The following is a 17838-nucleotide window of genomic DNA, read 5'->3' on the forward strand; positions in this document are numbered from 1 at the left end:
TCCGCTCGGCAGCCGTCGCCCGGCAGCGTCGACGGCACGGTGCTGACGTGCGACATCGTCGCGCCCTGCTCCCGCGGCGGTGGTGTCACGGTAGGTCGGGGCGGGAGAGACGGGCAACGTATTTCGATCGGCTGCCCGGCTCCTCCGGGCGGCGCGGACGGCGGGTCCGGGGTGCGACGACCGCCGTGCGCCGGGCGGCGGTCAGCGGCCGGTTCAGCCGCAGGGCCATTCGCGCGGTGAGTTCGCTGTCCAGCAGGGGGCGGTTGACCTCGCCGGCGACCGCCAGCGCCGGCCCGGAGACCGACCGCCAGATCGCGGCCAGCCCGGCGCCGAGACCCACCAGGGCGACGGTGGCCCGGGTGGTCGGTGAGCCGGCGGCCGCGGCGGCACTCACGCCGACCACCGCGAAGAGCACCAGCAGCAGGGGTACGAGCACGGGCCAGAAGATGCCACGCGCCGCCTGCGCCACCAGCCGTCGATCCCGGATGATCAGGTTCCGGGCGATCACCGCGTAGTCCTCCTCGTCGAGCAGGTCGCGTGGGTGCAGGCCGCCGGTGAGCACGTCCCGCCAGAGGTCACCCTGGCCGCGTAGGGCCCGGCTCAGCTCGCCGGGCGCTGGTTCGGCCGGGTCTCCGTGGCCGGCCCGGTCGACCGCGCTCGCCCAGTCGGCAAGCGACCGGCGCACCACCGCGGCCGAGTACGGCGGCAGCACGCTTGCCAGTTCGTCCAGCCAGCGGCTGATCTGGATCTGTCGACCGCCGAACTGCCGCAGCAACTGGGTGGCGTCGCCGGCCCGGACGGTGTCCGCCACCGATCGGCCCAGCCGGTAGGCGAGCCCGACCCGGTGGTTGGTGGCCATCGCCCAGCGCAGCACCTCGACGTTGAGGTCGTCGAGGGCGAGCAGCAGCGGCACCGGGTCGGCCGGGTCGGGCCGGCTCAGGTCGGGTAGCAGGGCTCGGGCGGCGGACGTGTCGGGCACCGGCCCGGTGTGCCTGGTGAGGTCGGCGATCTGGGCCAGCGCGACGTCCACCCCGTCGAGGTACATCCGCATTCGGCGGTGGGCGGACATCTCGGTGAGGTTGGAGAGCTTGGCCGGCGGTACGGGTGGTCGGGCCTCGGCGGGGACGCCGAGTTCGGCGTGCTGCCCGTGGTGGTAGGCGTCGGCCATCCACCAGCCCAGGCGTAGTGCGGTGACGATGCAGGCGCGTTCGTCGCGGATCAGTGGGTACGCGTCGTCGCGGCCGATCTCGCCGATTGGTGGATGGTTCTCCGCGCCGGCGCGGTGCAGTGGTGACATTCCCCGCTGCCCTCCCGCCCGGTCGATCGACGGTTGATCAACCAAGCGTACGGCAGCGTACCGGTGCTTATGTTGTGTTTTGTCGGTTTGGGGTGCCGCGGCCGGCCAGCAACCCCCGGGGCCGGATCGACCGCACCGGCTCCGCCGCGCCGCCCTCCGCGCGCAGGATGTGGTTCGCGGCGACGACGCCCGTCGCCGCGGAGCGTTCCATCAACGCGCTCGGGAAGTCCGTGGCGATGCCGTCACCGGCCAGGTAGAGGCCGGACGCGTCGGTGCGTACCCCCGGTCGCCAGGCGTGGCTGCCCGGCGTGAACGCCGGCGCCTGCGCCTCCACCCGGGCCCGCAGCTCGCGAACCCGCAGGTCGGCAACCTCCGGCCAGAGCGCGACAAGTTCGCGTCGCATCCGCTCGGCCAACTCCTCGGCCGGCACCCCCGGCTCGCAGGCATACGCGTGCAGCTCGATGACCGACCCACCGGTCTGCCGGGCCCACCGCCGAGGCTCGTCCTCCAGCCGGTGATACAGCGTCACCGAATCCAGTGTGGGCTGCCGGGACACACCACTGAACACCGCCCGCTCGGCGGCCACGTCCCCGGCGCACCAGTACCGCGCCACCGCGTACGGCGGGCCGGGCCGGCCGAAGGCGGGCATCCGGGCGGTCAGCTCCGGCGCCTGCTCGACCAGGTCGGGAGAGGCCGCGACAAGCGCGGCGAGTGCCGGCGGGTCGACGGCCAGCACCACGTGGGCCGCCGGGTGGTCACCGCCGTCGGTGGTCGTCACCCGCCAGCCGTCGGCGTCCCGGTGCACGCCCGTCGCGGCGCGACCGGTGAGCACCCGACCGCCGTGCTTCTCCACGTGCCGGGTCAGCGGCTCCCAGATCGCCGTGGCGTAGTCCTCGTCCGGGCAGTCGAACGCCAGCCCCTCCGGGTTGCCGAGCAGGTAGAAGTGGAACTGGGCGACCATCTCGGCGGCCGACATCTCCGCCTCGTGGTTGAAGAACGAGTGCGAGAAGACCTCGAACAGCATCGCCCGAGCCCGGTCCGGCAGCCGCAGCGACGCCAACAACTCGTCGGCGGTGGTGTCGTCCAACTCGGCGTAGGTGCGCACCGGGTCGTAGGTGAGCAGCGGCAGCGCGGCGTCCCGGTCCATCAGGCGCAGGTCGCCCAGCCGCAGACTGGGGCTGCGCACCAGCAGCGCGAGCAGGTTCGCCGGCGGTGCGGGCGGCAGCTTTCCGAACTCCTCGGTCGGCCACTGCGCACTGAGGATCGGGTATCCCGCGATGGGCTTGAGGAAGCCCAGGTCCGGGTCGATCCGGCGGAGGATGGCCCGCCAGTTGTAGTACTGCCGGAAGAACGCGTGGAAACCGTGCTCGTTCTGTTGGCTGCCCTCGGGCAGCGCCTCCGGCCAGGCGCCCAGTCGACCGCCGAGCGTCGGTGCCGCCTCCAGCACCGTGACCGCCACCCCCCGCTCGGCCAGCACCACCGCCGCCGACATGCCGGCGATGCCGCCACCCACCACCACCGCCGCGGTCGGCCGCGGCACGCGGTCCGCGCCGCCGCCGCCCGGGTCGACCAGATGTTGGCGTACGCCGATGAGCCGACCCACCACCTGCGACAGCGTCATGGGCACCTACCTCTCTCGGCCCAGTCTGCGCTACGGAAGGCAACGGCGCGCGCGGTCGGAGGCGGGCCAGACGTACTCCAGGTCCTCCGGAACGTCGTCGCCGAACAGGGGCCGGTAGTGCGCCGGGTCCTTGCGGACCAGCGACGAGCGGTGGCTCAGGTGCAGCTCGTCGCGGCCCAGCCACGGCGGCAGCTCACCAGCCTCGGCCAGCTCGACCTGAGTCCGTACGACGCCGGGCCCGCAGGCGGCCGCGAGGTCCACGGTCATCGTGGTGGCGCAGGTGTCGGCCCGCCCCGGCTCGGTCCACACCGCGCACATGTCCAGCCCGTAGCGGGTGAGCGCCTCCTCGTACCCGGCCCACATCTTCACCGCCGGGTGGTTGCGCCAGCCGTACCCGGGTCGGGTGAGCCCACGCAGCACCTGGATGGCCTCCACCCGCTGCTTGCCCAGCCGCTTCTGGTCCAGCGTGCGGGCGCTGGCCAGGAAGTCCGGGTACGGGAGGAACGTCTGCATGCGGCTGCTCTACCCGTCGCCGCAGCGGGCATGCCTGGTCACGGGATGATCCGGACGGGGTCGCCCACCATGGCCGTGCTGATTACGATCCGGGCATGGCGGAGCCGTGGCGGGACCGGGCGCGACGGGCGGTCGAGTGGAACTGGCGGCTGCGGTCGGTCGGTGATCCACGCCCGCACTACGTGATCTGCGGGAAGGACGCCCTCGCCTACTACGTGGCTCGGGCGCTGCTCGAATCCGAACTGCCGGCGGGTGGTGCCCGGGTGACGGTCGTGGTGCCGGAGCGTTACCGCAGCAACGGCCCGGACGTGGCGGGGCTGCGCGGGGTCCGGGTGGTCCGCTCGGATCGGCTGGACGTGTCCACCTTCGAGGCCGCCGGCCTGGCCGGGGCGACCGGGCTTGCCCTGCTGCACCAGGACGACGTCGGCAACCTGCACGCGGCGCTCTGCGCGCAGGCCGTCGACCAGCAGGTCCGCCAGGTGCTGCGGATGTTCAACGGCACCCTCGCCGACGGGGTGCGCAAGCTGATCAAGGCACCGGTCGAGGTGCTCTCCGACGCCGAGATGGCCGCGCCGGCCTTCGTGGCCGCCGCGCTCGGCGAGGTCGACCCCAGCTCCTTCCAACACCGGGACAAGACGTTGCGGGTGGCGCGGCGGGCCGACGTCCGCCCGCAGGACGTGGTCTGCGCCCTGGCCCACCTCAGCGAGGCGCAGGGGGTGGAGCTGCTGCCGGCCGAGCAGGCCGGCGCGGACCTGGTGCTCGCCGAGGCGACCGGGCAGCCGCCGGGCACCGAGGTCGCCGCCCGTCGGCTCGTCCGGGCCCGCCGGCGACGCCGTCCGGTTACGGTGCTGCTGGGAGCCGTACGCGGCTTCGCCACCCGCAAGATCGGCGTCGCGGTGATGCTGGTGCTGGCGGTGATCGCGGTGCTGGGGGCGCTGATCTCCCGCACCGAGGGCGCCTCCCCGCTGGAGGCGCTGTACCTGACCCTGGTCACCACCCTCAGCGGCGCCGACCCGGACACCACCAAGCCAGCCGGAGCGCAGATCATGCAGGTCGTGCTCAACCTGGCCGGGTTGGCACTGATCCCGCTGATCACCGCCGTCGTGGTGGACGGCATCGTCAACGCCCGGCTGGCCCTGCACACCGGCCGGTTGCAACCCGCGCGGGCCGGGCACGTCGTGCTGATCGGCCTGGGCAACGTCGGCACCCGGGTGATGGCGCAGCTCCGGGAGTACGACGTCGAGGTGGTGGCGATCGACAAGGACCCGGCACCACGCGGCGGCGCCCTGGCCCGCCAGCTCGAGGTGCCGGTGATCGTCGGCGACGCCGCGCTCTCCGAGACGCTTGTCGCCGCGTCGGTGGCCGACTGTCAGGCGCTCGTGGTGGCGTCCACCGACGACGTGGCCAACCTGGAGGCGGCGCTCGCCGCCCGTGACCTCCACCCCGGCCTGCGGGTGGTGCTGCGGCTCTTCGACGGTGACTTCGCCGAACGGGTGGAGGAGACCTTCGCCCTCGGGGTGTCCCGGTCGGTCTCCTACCTGGCCGCCCCGGCCTTCATCGGGGCGCTCACCGAACGCGCGGTGATCACCACGATCCCTGTCGACAGGCATGCGCTGCCGGTCGCCGAGGTGCCGGTCGCCGCCGGCTCCGAGTTGGACGGTCGGCCGCTGGACGTGGTCAACCGGGACGGGCAGGTCCGGTTGATCGCCCGTACCCCGGCCGGCGGCGGCAGGACGATCTGGTGGAAGGACCTCGACCCCCGCCAGGTGGTCTTCGCGGGCGACCGGTTGACAGTGGTCGCCCGCCGACGCGGGTTGGACTGGCTGACCAGGCAGTGCGCCCCTCCCGCCGCGGGGAGGGTGCCGATGCCGCACGGTCACGTCGACTCGACGTCCCGGCCGGAGCCGGTCCTGCCGGCCGCGGTACCGGAGTCACTGCCGCCACCGACCGGGCCGGGGATCGCTGCCTCGACCTCCGGCGCGGCGCATCCGGTGCCGGCCCCGTTGTCGCCGGCCGACGGCGCCCTACCGCCGACTCGCGACGCGGGCACCCGCGTAGATGACTAGGTGCTGATCGGCAAGATCGGCGATCGGTCGGCGGGAACCGGCCGGCACTGGGTGACAATCGGTGCCATGCGTTTCCGCATCCTGGGGCCGACCCAGGTGCTGCTGGCCGACGGGCGTGAGATTCCCGTCGGCGGTCCGCGGCTGCGCGCACTACTGGCGCTGCTCCTGCTCGACGCGGGCCGAGTGGTCCCCGCCGAGCGGCTGATCGACAACCTGTACGGCGAGCACCCGCCCCGGGGCGCTGCCAACGCCCTTCAGTCCCAGGTGTCGCGCCTGCGTCAGGCCCTGCCCGCCGAGCACACCCCTGTCGAGTTCCATCCGACCGGCTATCGGCTCGCCGTGGATCCGGCAGACGTCGACGCGTACCGGTTCGAACGGCTCGCCGAGGCGGGGCGCCACGCGCTCGCCGGCGGTGACTGGGCCCGCGCGGCGGCCGAGTTGCGTACGGCGTTGGAGTTGTGGCGGGGTCCCGCCCTGGCCGACGTCATCGACGTGGCCGGCGCACCCGCGCAGGCCGCCCGGCTGGACGAGCTGCGGCTGGCCGCCGTCGACGATCGGATCGAGGCGGACCTGGCGTTGGGCGCGTCCGCCGCGCTGGTCCCGGAGTTGCGGGAGTTGGTCGTCGCGCACCCGTTGCGGGAGCGGTCGCGGGGCCAGCTCATGCGTGCGCTGTCCGCACTGGGTCGGCCGGCCGAGGCGCTTGCCGAATTCGAGGCGGCCCGCCGCACGCTGGCCGAGGAACTCGGCGTCGGCCCGTCGCCGGAGCTGGCCGCGATCCACCTGGCGGTGCTGCGTGGTGCGGACCGCCCGGCCGAACGCGCGGCGGCCGAAGCGGCGCTGCCGAGCCACCTCACCACGTTCGTCGGGCGGGAGGAGGAGCTCAAACGCGTTGGGAAGCTGCTCGGCGAGCGCAGGCTCGTCACCCTCACCGGCCCCGGGGGAGCGGGCAAGACCCGGTTGGCGATCGAGGCCGCGAGCCGTTCGGACGGCGAGGTCCGCTTCGTCGAGCTGGCCGGGCTGGCCGACGGGTCGGACGTACCGCAGGCGGTGCTGAGCGCCCTCGGCCTGCGCGACGCGGGCCTGCGGGCCCCGGCCGAGCCGGGCCGGCAACCGACCGACCGGCTGGTCGAGGCGCTCGCCGAGCGGCGGCTGCTGCTGGTGCTCGACAACTGCGAGCACGTCATCGCCGACGCGGCCCGGCTCGCCGCACGACTGCTGGGCGCGTGCCCGACGTTGCGGGTGCTGGCCACGAGTCGTGAACCGCTCGGGCTGGCCGGTGAGGCGTTGTGCCCGATGTCCGGGCTCGCCCTGCCACCGCCCGACGCGTCGGCGCTGGACGCCGACGACTACGCGGCGGTCAGCCTGTTCGCCCAGCGGGCCGCCGACGTGGCGCCCGACTTCACCCTCACACCGGCCAACGCCGAGCTGGTGCTGCGGATCTGCCGCACCCTCGACGGTCTGCCACTGGCGATCGAGCTGGCCGCCGCGCGACTGCGGGCGCTGTCGGTCGCCGAGGTGGCCGCCCACCTCGACGACCGGTTCCGGCTGCTGTCGATGAGCAGCCGGGCCGCATCACCTCGGCACCGCACGCTCAGGGCGGTGGTCGAGTGGAGTTGGGACCTGCTCGACGATGCCGAGCGGACACTGGCCCGACGGCTGACCGTCTTCGCCGGCGGTGCCACGCTGGAGGCGGCCGGGCGGGTCTCCGAGATGCCCTCGGCCGAGTTCGTCGACGCGCTGACCGGTCTGGTCGACAAGTCCTTCGTGGAGTTGACCGGAGGCCGTTACCGAATGCTGGAGACCGTGCGGGCCTTCTGCGCCGGACGCCTCGCCGAAGCTGGCGAGGCCGAGCGGCTGCGCCGCGCGCACACCGCGTACTTCCTGGAACTCGCCTGGACCGCCAGCGACCACCTGCGCCGAGCGGAACAACTGCACTGGTTGCGACGGCTCGACGCCGAGCGGGACAACCTGCACGCGGCGCTGCGTCGTGCCACCGCGGCGGGCGACGGGCCCGACGCCGCCGGGTTGGTCTCCGCCCTGTCGTTCTACTGGTGGTTACGCGGCATGCGTGGGGAGGGCGCCCGGCTGGCCGCCGACGTCCTCGACGTGCTCGGTGCCGAGGCGCCGCCCGGGTTGGGCGAGGAGTTCGCCCTCTGCGTCTACAACGCGTCGCTCGCCGGTTCCGGTCACCTGCCGTCGCTCGGCACGCAGGATTCCGTGATCCGCAGCCTCGACCGGCCCCCTCGACAACCGTTCCTGCTCTATCTGTCGGGGATCTCGACCGGCCCCCCACCCGGCGGCCCCGAGGACGTCGAAGAGCTGATGCGGGAGCTGCGGCGGCTGGTCGGCCCGGACACCTGGATCAACGCGCTCGGCGCGATGGGCCACGGCTCGGCGCAGATGTGGGGTGGCCAGTCGGACCGGGCCGGGGCCGCGTTCTTCGCCGCGCTTGACGGCTTCCGGAGCACCGGAGACCGGTGGGGTTCCCTGATCACACTTGGCGCGCTCGGCGAACTGGCCGCCTGGCGGGGTGATCCGGAGGCCGCGGGCGAGCACATGAACCAGGCCATGGGGTTGGCCGAGGAACTCGGCTCGGCCGTCGACCAGGCCGACATGCTGCGTACGCGGGGTGAGATCAGGCTGCGTGCCGGTGACCTCGCGGCGGCCCGGGACGACTTCGCCGGTGCGCTGCTGCTCGCGCAGGGCAGTGGCGCGCCCGAGTTCGTGTCCGCCGCCCGACTCGGCCTCGCCCAGGTGGCACGGCTGCACGGTGATCTGGCCGAGGCGAGGCGGCTCTGCGAAGCGGCGTTGGCCGGCGGGCTCACCGGCTGGTACGTCGGCGAGGCGACGCGCGCGGAGATCATCCTCCTTCTTCAGCAGATAACCGAGGAGGAGAAGGCCGGGGCCGCGAACGGGCCCGGTGCGCCGCCGTCAGCGGACGGTGCGTGACCCGTCAGCGCCCGACCGCACCCTGGCGGCATGACGACATACGAGGTGGTGGCCGAAGGGCTGGGTAAGCGGTACGGCCCGACCCGGGCACTTGACACCTTCAACCTGACCGTACCGACCGGAACGGTGTACGGACTGCTGGGTCCCAACGGCGCGGGAAAGACGACTGCCGTACGGATCCTCACCACGCTGCTGCGCTTCGACGCCGGCCGGGCCACTGTGGCCGGGTTCGACGTGCGGCGTCAGCCGGACGAGGTGCGGGCCCGGATCGCGTTGACCGGGCAGGACGCCGCGGTCGACGAGATCCTCAGTGGGCGGCAGAACCTGGAGCTGTTCGGCCGGCTGTTCCGGTTGGGCAGACGGGCGGCCCGCCGACGCGCCGACGAACTGCTGGAACGGTTCGGGCTCGACGAGGCGGCGGGTCGGTCGGCCGGTGAGTACTCGGGTGGGATGCGCCGCCGGCTGGACCTGGCGGCCAGCCTGATCCGGACACCGCGGGTGCTCTTCCTCGACGAGCCGACCACCGGCCTGGACCCGCGCAGCCGCAACCAGGTGTGGGACCTGGTCCGTGGTCTGGTCGCGGACGGGACCACGGTCCTGCTCACCACGCAGTACCTGGAGGAGGCCGATCAGCTCGCCGACCGGATCTCGGTGATCGACGCCGGTCGGGTGGTGGCCGAGGGCTCGCCGGACGAGCTGAAGTCGATGACCGGCGGTGACCGGATCGAGGTGGTGGTGCGCGACGCGGCCGACCTGACCCGGGCCGCCCGCATCGTCGCGTCGATCTGTGCCGCGGAGCCGGAGCGCGATCCGGAGGTGCGGCGGCTCAGCGTGCCGGTCACCGACCGGGTCGCCGGGCTTGTCGACGTGGTGCGGGCGTTTGACGACGCCGGGGTCGCGGTGGAGGACATCGGCCTGCGGCGCGCGACGTTGGACGAGGCGTTCCTGTATCTGACCGGACACCGGCCGGACGAGGCCCGTGAGGCCGTCGGCGTTGGCGGAAAGGCGGACCTGGCATGACCACGGCGGTGGCTGACGGTTGGACGATGACCAGGCGGAACATGATCCACGTGATCCGCGCACCGGAGGAGCTGATCCTCTACTTCTCACTGCCGATCATGTTCGTGCTGGTCTTTGGGTACGTGTTCGGCAGCGGCATGCAGGTGGCGGGTGGCGGCAGCTACCGCGAGTTCCTGCTGCCCGGGGTCTTCGTGATGACGATGTTGTACGGCCTCGGCGCCACCGCGACCGGCGTGGCGCTGGATCTCAGCCGGGGTGTGGTCGACCGGTTCCGGTCGATGCCGATGGCCCGGTCCGCCCTGATGACCGGTCGCAGCGCCGCGGACCTGCTCCGTGCCCTGCTGGAGATGTCCACCCTGCTGGTCTGTGGCCTGCTCGTCGGGTGGCAGTGGCGGCAGGGTGTCGGCAGGGCGTTGCTCGCCGTCGGGCTTCTCCTGCTGCTGCGGATCGCGATCACCTGGGTCGGGATCTACCTGGCGTTGCTGGTCCGCAACCCGGACACGGTCGGCGTGATCGTCTTCCCGGCGGCGTTCCCGTTGAGCGCGATCTCCAACGTCTTCGTGTCGCCCGAGCTGATGCCGTCGGTCATCGGTGCGATCTCGGAGTGGAATCCGCTCTCGGCCACCGTGGCCGCGATCCGTCAACTGTTCGGCAACCCCGGCCTGGGTGGCGACTCCTGGCCGGCGGAGCACGCCATGCTGTTGGCGGTGGTGTGGCCGGTGCTGCTGATCGCGACGTTCGCGCCGCTCGCGGTGCGCCGGTACCGGCGGCTGAGTCGCTGACCCCCTGGCCGCCGGTGGCCCTGCTCAGGTCACCGGCGGGCGGGGCGCAGCGCGTACCAGGCGGCGCCGGCGGCGAGCACGCCGAAGCCGGCGAGGACGCTGCCCGTCGGCAGGTTGACCGCGAGCAGCAGACAGCCGAGCAGCCCCAGGCCGGCGAGCACCCGCACGGGCAGCTTCCGCGCCGGCTCCCGGCCCAACGTCAGCGCCGCCGCGTTGGTGATCGCGTAGTAGACAAGCACGGTGCAACTGGAGAAGCCGATGGCGTCGCGCACGTCGCCGAGCAGCACCACCACGATCACCACGGCGGCCACGGCCAGTTCGGCGCGGTGCGGCACCTGGTGCACGGGGTGCACGGCGGCCAGCGCGCCGGGCAGGTCGCGGCGGCGGGCCATCGCCAGGGTGGTCCGGCCGACCCCGGCGACCAGGGAGAGCAGGACGCCGACGACCGCGACGGTGGCGCCGGCGCGGACCACCCAGGCCAGGCCGGGCAGGCCGGCGGCGGTCACCACGTCGACCAGGGGCGCCGCGGACCCGGCCAGCCGGTCGGCGCCGAGCACGCCGAGTGCGACAACGGCAAGCACCAGGTAGATCGCGAGCACCACGCCGAGCGCCAGCGGCACCGCGCGCGGGATGGTCCGCCGCGGGTCGCGGACCTCCTCGCCGAGCGTGGCGATCCGGGCGTAGCCGGCGAACGCGAAGAACAGCAGCCCGGCGGCGGTGAGCACACCCCGGGCGGAGCCGCCGGGCTCGCCGAGCCGATCCAGGTGCACCGGCCCGCCCACCAGGCCGACGACCGCGACCAGGGCCAGTACCGCGAGCACCAGCGCGACAAGCGCCCTGGTCACGGTGGCCGTCTTGCCGATGCCCCGCAGGTTCACCGCGGTCACCGCGAGCACCGCGCCGACGGAGACCAGCCGGGCCTGCCCCGGCCACAGGTACGCCCCGATGGTCAACGCCATCGCCGCGCAGCTCGCCGTCTTGCCGACCACAAAGCCCCAGCCGGCCAGGAAACCGGCGAACGGCCCGAGGCGCTCCCGGCCGTAGACGTAGGTGCCGCCGGACTCCGGGTAACGGGCCGCCAACCGCGCCGAACTTGTCGCGTTGCAGAAGGCGATGAAACCGGCAAGCACCAGTGCGGGCAGCAGGCCGGCACCGCCGGCCGCCGCCGCGGCCGGGCCGAACACCACGAAGACGCCCGCGCCGAGCATCGAGCCCAACCCGATGACCACCGCATCGGGTACGCCGAGCCGCCGCGCCAGTTGATTCACGGAACGGAACCCTAGGGGTACGAGGTGAACGGCCGGTCCCAGGCGCGTAGCCGGCCGGGGAGCGGCACGCCGTCCCAGGGTGCCCGGTACAGCAGCCGGTCCAGGAGCAGGCCCAACAGCAACCCGGCCACCGAGTCGGTCAGCCAGTGCCAGCCGAGGTAGGTGGTGGTGGTGAGGACGACAAGCGGCGGCACGACGCGGATCACGGTGACCAGTCGGGCCGGCAGTTGGCGGCCGAAGCTGCGGGCCAGCGGGGCGAGCAGCAGCGCGATGACCCCGTACCAGACGATCGCGTTGGCGACGTGCCCCGACGGGTAGGACTGGGCGAACCGCACCGGCAGGTCGTCGTGGAACAGCGGCAGGGTCTGCTCGGGCGTCAGGAACGGCTCCTTGACGCTGGCGCTCGGTGCCGCCCGCGCGGTCCAGATCTTGAGTGGGCCGATCGTCAGGTTGGTCAGCACGAACGCGACCACCGGAGGCAGGATCGGCCGCACCGACCGCAGCCGGACGGCCAGCAGCACGCCCAGCCCGGCGGCGATCAACGTCAGCGGAGTGCCCTGGCCGAGGAAGTTCAGCACCCGGGCCACCCAGTACGCGGCGGCCGGCCGGTGCCCGTCGGCCCAGTCGGCGACCGCCCGGTCCAATCCGAAGAGCTGGTCGGCGGCGAGCGCCGCCGTCAACCCGGCCAGACCGATCAGCAGGAGCGCGTCGAACCACAGGCCGGCCGGGCGGACAGGCCGTAGCCGCAGGTCACGTCGTACCGCCGTGGGTTTGAGCACGCGACCACGCTACCGGCCCGGCGCGAGGCCGGGGTGGCCGGCGCTGTGGGCCCAACCACGATCAGAGGCGGATGCGGGGGGCGACCAGTCATGCTTGTGCCCGTGCGGATCACGTCTGCCCTCGTGGACCCGGCGCTGCTCGACCTGCCCTGGTCGACACCGCTGGAGGAGTGGCCTGCCCAACACCTGGTGGCGCTGCCGCAGGGCATCTCCCGACACATCGTCCGGTTCGTCCGGCTCGGTGACTACGTCTACGCGTTCAAGGAGACCCGCGAGCGGATCGCCGAGCGGGAGTACGACCTGCTCCGGGCTCTGGAGCGGATCGACTTCCCGTCGGTCGAGGCGGTGGCGGTCGTCGCCGACCGGCAGACCGAGGACGGGGAACCCCTCGAATCCGTGCTGATCACCCGGCACCTGCAGTTCTCCCTGCCGTACCGGGCGCTGTTCTCACACACCCTGCGGCCGGAGACGATGAGCCGGCTGCTCGACGCGCTCGCCGCCCTGATCGTGCGGATGCACCTCACCGGCTTCTTCTGGGGCGACTGCTCGCTGTCGAACACGCTGTTCCGCCGGGACGCGGGCGCGTTCGCCGCCTACCTGGTGGATGCGGAGACGGGCGCGTTGCACAACTCGCTCTCCAACGGTCAGCGCGGTGAGGACCTGGAGATCGCCCGGGTGAACATCTTCGGCGAGGCGTTGGATCTCCAGGCTGCCGGCCTGCTGCACGAGTCCATCGACCCCGAGGTGGTGTGCGAGGAGGTCGTGCAGCGCTACGAGCGGCTCTGGCACGAGATCACCTACGAGCAGGCGGTGGAGCGGGAGGCCCGGCACGACATCGAGGGCCGGATCCGCCGCCTCAACGAGTTGGGCTTCGACGTGGCCGAGGTGGCCATGTCCTCCATCGACGACGGGCGTTACCTGGTCCGGCCGAAGGTCGTCGACGCCGGCTACCACACCCGGCGGCTGCTGCGGCTTACCGGTCTCGACGCCGAGGAGAACCAGGCGCGCAAGCTGCTCAACGACCTGGACGCCTACCGGGCGGAGAGCGACCTGGTCGACGAGCAGCAGGCCGCACACCGCTGGCTCACCGAGGTCTTCGAGCCGGTGGTCCGGGCCGTTCCCGCGCATCTGCGCCGCAAGCTGGAGCCGCAGGAGCTGTTCGCGCAGATCATCGAGCACAAGTGGCTGCTCTCCGAGCAGGCCGGCCGGGACGTCGGGATGCGCCACGCGGTGCAGTCCTACCTGGCCGACGTGCTGGTGCACCGCCCCGACGAGCAGGCCGTCCTCGGCGTCGACGTCCCCGCCCTGGGCTGACCCGGCCTCCGCCTCGCCGAGACCGCCATGTTGCCGGATCGGAGTCCGCAGGATGCATACGCGTCCTGTAGAGCTGCTCCAGAAATGGGGCAGTCGCCTACCTGAGGCCCCTGCCCCACACTTGGGGCAGCTCTACAGGGTGCGCAGTGGTGCAGGGGGTACAGCCGTTCAGGGTCGCGCGGCAGTGGGACGGGACCGCTGCGCGGGGCGCTTCACTCCACCCAGGTGCCGCCGCGAAGGACCCGGACGACGTTCAGGTCGGCGTCCAGCACCACCAGATCGGCGCGGAGGCCAACCTGTAGGGATCCGACCCGACTACCCAGGCCGATGGCCCGCGCTGGGGTGGTCGCCACCATCCGCGCCGCGTCGGCGATCGGGATTCCGGCATTCACCGCGTGCCGCAGCGCGGCGTCCATGGTCAGCGTGCTGCCGGCGATCGCACCGTCGCGGGCGAGTCGGGCCACCCCGTCGGTCACGGTGACGGCCTGGCCGCCCAGCTCGTACTCGCCGTCGGGCATCCCGGCGGCGGCCATCGCGTCGGTGATCAGCGCCGCCCGGTCCGGGCCCGCGGTCGCGGTGGCGAAGGTCAGCATGCCGTCGTGCAGGTGCACCCCGTCGGCGACCAGCTCACAGATGACGGTGGGAGCGTCGAGCAGGGCCACCACCGGCCCCGGCTCGCGGTGGTGCACCTGGCGCATGCCGTTGAACAGATGGGTGCCGACACTCGCGCCGGCGGCGACCGCGGCGCGGGTCTGCTCGTACGTCGCGTCGGTGTGGCCCACCGCCGCCACCACCCGTTGCGCGGTGAGCAGCTTGATGGCCTCCAGCGCGCCGTCGCGTTCCGGGGCGAGGGTGACCATCCGGATCGCGCCCCGGCCCAGCTCGATCAGCTCGGTCAACTCGTCGGTCGACGGGTCGCGCAGGTATTCCGGGTTCTGCGCGCCACAACGGGCAGCGGAGAGGTAGGGGCCTTCGAAGTGGACTCCCGCCAGCACGCCCTCGTCGACGAGCGGAGCGAACGCCTCGGTGGCCGCGCGCATCAGCGGGAAGGGCGCGCTGACCAGGCTGGCCAGCAGGGTGGTCGTGCCGTGCGCGAGGTGGAAGTCGGCCGCCGCTCGGGCCTCGTCGGCGTCCCCGGTGGTGAAAGTGTGCCCGCCACCGCCGTGGGTGTGCATGTCGACGAAGCCGGGCAGGATCCAGTTGCCGTCCCGGACCGACGGATATTCGGCGACCGCTGTGATCCGATCACCGTCCCACTCGACGCAGCCCTGTCGGATGACACCGGTCGGGGTCACCACTCGGCCGTCCACCCGCACGGTCATCGCTTCTCCTGATGGTCACGGACGCGCACGGCGTCACGGTCACGGACGCGCACCGCGTCCAGGGCGAGCAGGGCGGCACCGAGGCAGCCGGCCTCGTCGCCGAGGGCTGCCGCGACCAGTCGCGGCTCCCGGTGGAAGGTCATCCGCTCGTGCAGCGCCGCCCGCAGTGGCGTCAGCAGCAGGTCCCCGGCCTGGGCCAGACCACCGCCGAGCACGATCGTCGCCACGTCGAACAGGGCCTGCCCGGTGGCGAGGCCGTCGGCGAGCGCCTCGACCGCCTCCTGCCAGACCTGGCCGGCGAGGGGGTCCCCGGCCGCGGCCCGCTCGGCGACATCGGCCGCGGTCACGGGAGCGCCCGCCGCCTCGCCAGCCAGTTCCGCGTAGCGGCGGCCGATGGCGGCGGCCGAGGCGATCGTCTCCAGGCAGCCGGGTCGACCGCAGCCGCAGCGCGGGCCGTCGGGCCGGACCAGGATGTGGCCGATCTCCCCGGCGGCGCCGTGCGCGCCCACGGACGCCGAGCCGTCGACCACGTGCGCGGCGGCGATGCCGGTGCCGATCGCCACGAACAGCACGTGCCCGGCGCCGCGCCCGGCACCGAGCCGTGCCTCGGCGAGACCACCGACGCGCACGTCGTGGCCGAGCGCCGTGGGCAGGCCGAGCCGCGTCACCGCCAGGTCCCGCAGGGGTACGTCCCGGAAGCCCACGTTCGCCGACCAGACCGCGACGCCGCGCGCCTCGTCCACCACCCCGGGTACGGCGATGCCGACCGCGATCGGCGTGAACCCGTCGGCGCGGGCCTTGTCGGCCAACCCGGCGGCCACGTCCAGGATCGAGCCGACCACGGCCGCCGGGCCGCGCGCGGCGTTCGTGGGGTGCCGCTCGGTGCGTACCGCGACACCGTCCGGTCGGACCAGGGCGCACTTCATGCCGGTGCCGCCCACGTCCAGCGCGACGACGACCTGGTCGGCGGCCCCGGCGTCGCCGCTGGTCACGCCAGCACCACCGACCGGGACAGGTGTCGGGGGGCGTCCGGGTCGAGGCCTCGGCTGGTCGCCAGCGCGACCGCGAAGCGTTGAGCCAGGATCAGGTCGGCCATCGGGTCGACCGGGGTACGACCGGCGGACCAACTGCCCAGCACCGTGCGCCAACCATGCGTGCGGCTGTGCACGAAGGCCGCCCCGGTGGCGGCCACGTCCTCGGGGAGGCCGTCGGGTAGCTCGCCGAACGCCCAGACCAGTCGGCCGGGCGCGGCGACCGAGATGGGACCGTGCCGGTAGTCCATCGCCGGGTACGCCTCGGCCCAGAAGGTGGCCGCCTCACGGCACTTCAGCGCTGCCTCCTGGGCCAGCCCGACCGTCCACCCTCGACCGAGGAAGGTGGCCTGCCCGATGGTGGCCGGATCGATCGGCAGCGGGGATCGCACCGCGACTTCGGCGTCGGCGGCGAGCGCGGTCACCGGGTCGCCGAGGTGGGCCCGGAGCAGGGCCAGCGCGGTGGTCGCGAAGCGGGTCTGCACCACCGACCGCTCGTCGGCGAAGGGCATGGTCACCGCGGCGCTGGCCAGCTCGACCGCCGGTGACGTCGGGTCGCCGACGATGACAGTGGTGGGGGTCCGCCCGCGCAGCGCGGCGAGCAGTTCCAGCACCTCGGTGGTGGTGCCGGAACGGGTGATCGCGATCAACCGGTCGTAGCGGCGGCCGGCGGGGAACTCGGACGCCTGGAAGGCGTCGGTCTCGCCCTGGCCGGCCTGCTCGCGCCGGCCCGCGTACGCCATCGCCATGAACCACGACGTGCCGCAACCGACGACGGCCACCCGCTCGCCGGGGCGGGGCAGGTCACCGTGGACGACGCCGGCCAGTGCGGCTGCCTCCCGCCAGCAGTCGGGCTGGCTCGCGATCTCCGCGTCCACGTACGCCATGGGAAACTCCTCGCAGGGGCGACCGGTGCGCAATACGGCTCGTTAGGCACGCATTTCGCGCGTCATTCTGCGCGAACGCCGGTCGCCGTGGCAACTGACCAACCGATCGCGCAGATCAGCCTTTTGCGCCAGCCTAGTTTCGCGCACTAGTGTGCACGCAATCAATCACCGTCCGTGCAGTAACTGGGAGGGCCCCCGCGGTGGACCGGTACGCCAGATGGAACGCCCTGCTCGAGATGCTCACCGACAACGGCCGGGTCAGCGTCGAGGCGGCAGCCGAGCGGCTGGACGTCTCCCAGGCCACCATCCGGCGTGACTTCGACCAGCTCGCCCAGCAGCAGATGATCACCAGGACCCGGGGCGGCGCCGTCGCGAACGGCGTCTCGTACGACCTGCCGCTGCGCTACAAGACGGCCAAGCACTCGGCGGAGAAGCAGCGGATCGGCGCGGCCGCCGCCGCGCTCGTCACGCCGGGCACCGTGGTCGGCCTGAACGGCGGCACCACAAGCACCGAGGTGGCGAGGGCGCTCGCCGTGCGTCCGGATCTGAACACCAGCGCCGAGGGTGCCCAGCTCACCGTGGTGACCAACGCGCTGAACATCGCCAACGAGCTGCTGGTCCGGTCGCGGATGAAGGTGGTGGTGGCCGGCGGGGTGGTGCGCCCGAAGTCGTTCGAACTTGTCGGCCCGCTGGGTGGGGCACTGCTGCGCGAGGTCACCCTGGACGTCGCGCTGCTCGGCGTGGACGCCATCGATCCGCAGCTCGGTGCCGCCGCCCACCACGAGGGGGAGGCCGCGATGAACAACCTGATGGTGGCTCGGGCCAAACGCGTGGTGATCATCGCGGACTCGTCCAAGTTGGGGGGTCACGCCTTCGCCCGGATCTGTCCGGTCGAGCGGGTCGAGACGCTGGTGACCGACTCCGGTGCCGCCCCGGAGCTGGTGGACGCGTTCCGCGCCGCCGGCGTACAGGTCATCTGCGCCTGAGCG

At 73.1% G+C, this 17838-nt stretch carries 14 protein-coding genes; 6 read left to right on the forward strand and 8 right to left on the reverse strand.

What is annotated here, in order from left to right; all coding sequences use genetic code 11:
- Nucleotides 1-85: 85 nt before the first annotated feature.
- The 3 genes from AB0F61_RS05600 to AB0F61_RS05610 form a co-directional block, all read right to left on the reverse strand.
- Nucleotides 86-1297 (reverse strand): hypothetical protein, encoded by a 1212-nt coding sequence (locus AB0F61_RS05600; RefSeq protein WP_357803592.1) that lies wholly within the window; start codon nt 1295-1297, stop codon nt 86-88.
- A gap of 67 nt (nt 1298-1364) precedes the next feature.
- A complete protein-coding gene (locus tag AB0F61_RS05605) occupies nt 1365-2918 on the reverse strand; it encodes an FAD-dependent oxidoreductase (RefSeq protein ID WP_357803594.1) in 1554 nt (517 codons plus the stop codon).
- Nucleotides 2919-2948: 30 nt separating this feature from the next.
- A complete protein-coding gene (locus AB0F61_RS05610) occupies nt 2949-3431 on the reverse strand; it encodes an MSMEG_6728 family protein (RefSeq protein ID WP_357803596.1) in 483 nt (160 codons plus the stop codon).
- A 95-nt stretch (nt 3432-3526) separates the two neighbouring features.
- Here AB0F61_RS05610 and AB0F61_RS05615 point away from each other — a divergent pair, with 95 nt between their 5' ends.
- The 4 genes from AB0F61_RS05615 to AB0F61_RS05630 all read left to right on the forward strand — a co-directional run bounded on the left by AB0F61_RS05615 (nt 3527) and on the right by AB0F61_RS05630 (nt 10248).
- Complete coding sequence (locus AB0F61_RS05615) at nt 3527-5497, forward strand: NAD-binding protein (protein ID WP_357803598.1); 1971 nt, start codon at nt 3527-3529, stop codon at nt 5495-5497.
- A gap of 66 nt (nt 5498-5563) precedes the next feature.
- Nucleotides 5564-8446 carry a BTAD domain-containing putative transcriptional regulator gene (locus AB0F61_RS05620; protein WP_357803599.1) on the forward strand — a complete coding sequence of 961 codons (2883 nt, stop codon included), beginning with the start codon at nt 5564-5566 and terminating at the stop codon, nt 8444-8446.
- A gap of 30 nt (nt 8447-8476) precedes the next feature.
- Entirely contained in the window at nt 8477-9466 is a 990-nt protein-coding gene (locus AB0F61_RS05625; RefSeq protein WP_357803601.1) for an ATP-binding cassette domain-containing protein, read from the forward strand.
- Nucleotides 9467-9492: 26 nt separating this feature from the next.
- Nucleotides 9493-10248, forward strand: a complete 756-nt coding sequence (locus AB0F61_RS05630; protein ID WP_357803602.1) for an ABC transporter permease — start codon at nt 9493-9495, stop codon at nt 10246-10248.
- A gap of 29 nt (nt 10249-10277) precedes the next feature.
- Here the strand turns inward: AB0F61_RS05630 and AB0F61_RS05635 are convergent, their stop codons facing one another.
- Together AB0F61_RS05635 and AB0F61_RS05640 are read right to left on the reverse strand one after the other, a co-directional pair.
- Nucleotides 10278-11516: an APC family permease gene (locus tag AB0F61_RS05635; protein WP_357803603.1), complete on the reverse strand. Its 1239-nt coding sequence runs from the start codon at nt 11514-11516 to the stop codon at nt 10278-10280.
- 11 nt (nt 11517-11527) lie between these two features.
- Nucleotides 11528-12265, reverse strand: a complete 738-nt coding sequence (locus AB0F61_RS05640) for a phosphatase PAP2 family protein (RefSeq protein ID WP_357803693.1) — start codon at nt 12263-12265, stop codon at nt 11528-11530.
- 120 nt (nt 12266-12385) lie between these two features.
- On the opposite strand from AB0F61_RS05640, the gene AB0F61_RS05645 reads away from it, so the two are divergent.
- The gene (locus AB0F61_RS05645; protein WP_357803605.1) at nt 12386-13609 is read left to right on the forward strand and encodes a DUF4032 domain-containing protein; all 1224 of its coding nucleotides are present in this window, start codon (nt 12386-12388) and stop codon (nt 13607-13609) included.
- Nucleotides 13610-13821: 212 nt separating this feature from the next.
- Here the strand turns inward: AB0F61_RS05645 and nagA are convergent, their stop codons facing one another.
- The 3 genes from nagA to AB0F61_RS05660 are packed head-to-tail and all read right to left on the reverse strand — an operon-like array spanning nt 13822 to nt 16849.
- Nucleotides 13822-14931, reverse strand: a complete 1110-nt coding sequence (nagA, locus tag AB0F61_RS05650) for an N-acetylglucosamine-6-phosphate deacetylase (RefSeq protein ID WP_357803607.1) — start codon at nt 14929-14931, stop codon at nt 13822-13824.
- Entirely contained in the window at nt 14928-15923 is a 996-nt protein-coding gene (locus AB0F61_RS05655) for an ROK family protein (protein WP_357803609.1), read from the reverse strand. Before AB0F61_RS05655 ends, nagA begins: the two co-directional genes overlap by 4 nt.
- Nucleotides 15920-16849 carry a sugar isomerase gene (locus AB0F61_RS05660; RefSeq protein WP_357803611.1) on the reverse strand — a complete coding sequence of 310 codons (930 nt, stop codon included), beginning with the start codon at nt 16847-16849 and terminating at the stop codon, nt 15920-15922. The genes AB0F61_RS05655 and AB0F61_RS05660 overlap by 4 nt, the downstream gene beginning before the upstream one ends.
- A 200-nt stretch (nt 16850-17049) precedes the next feature.
- Between AB0F61_RS05660 and AB0F61_RS05665 the strand changes: the two genes are divergently transcribed.
- On the forward strand, nt 17050-17835 hold the full coding sequence (locus AB0F61_RS05665; protein ID WP_355027530.1) for a DeoR/GlpR family DNA-binding transcription regulator: 786 nt from the start codon (nt 17050-17052) through the stop codon (nt 17833-17835).
- Nucleotides 17836-17838: the final 3 nt, after the last annotated feature.

Source organism: Micromonospora sp. NPDC023888, from assembly GCF_040639415.1.
GTDB lineage: Bacteria > Actinomycetota > Actinomycetes > Mycobacteriales > Micromonosporaceae > Micromonospora.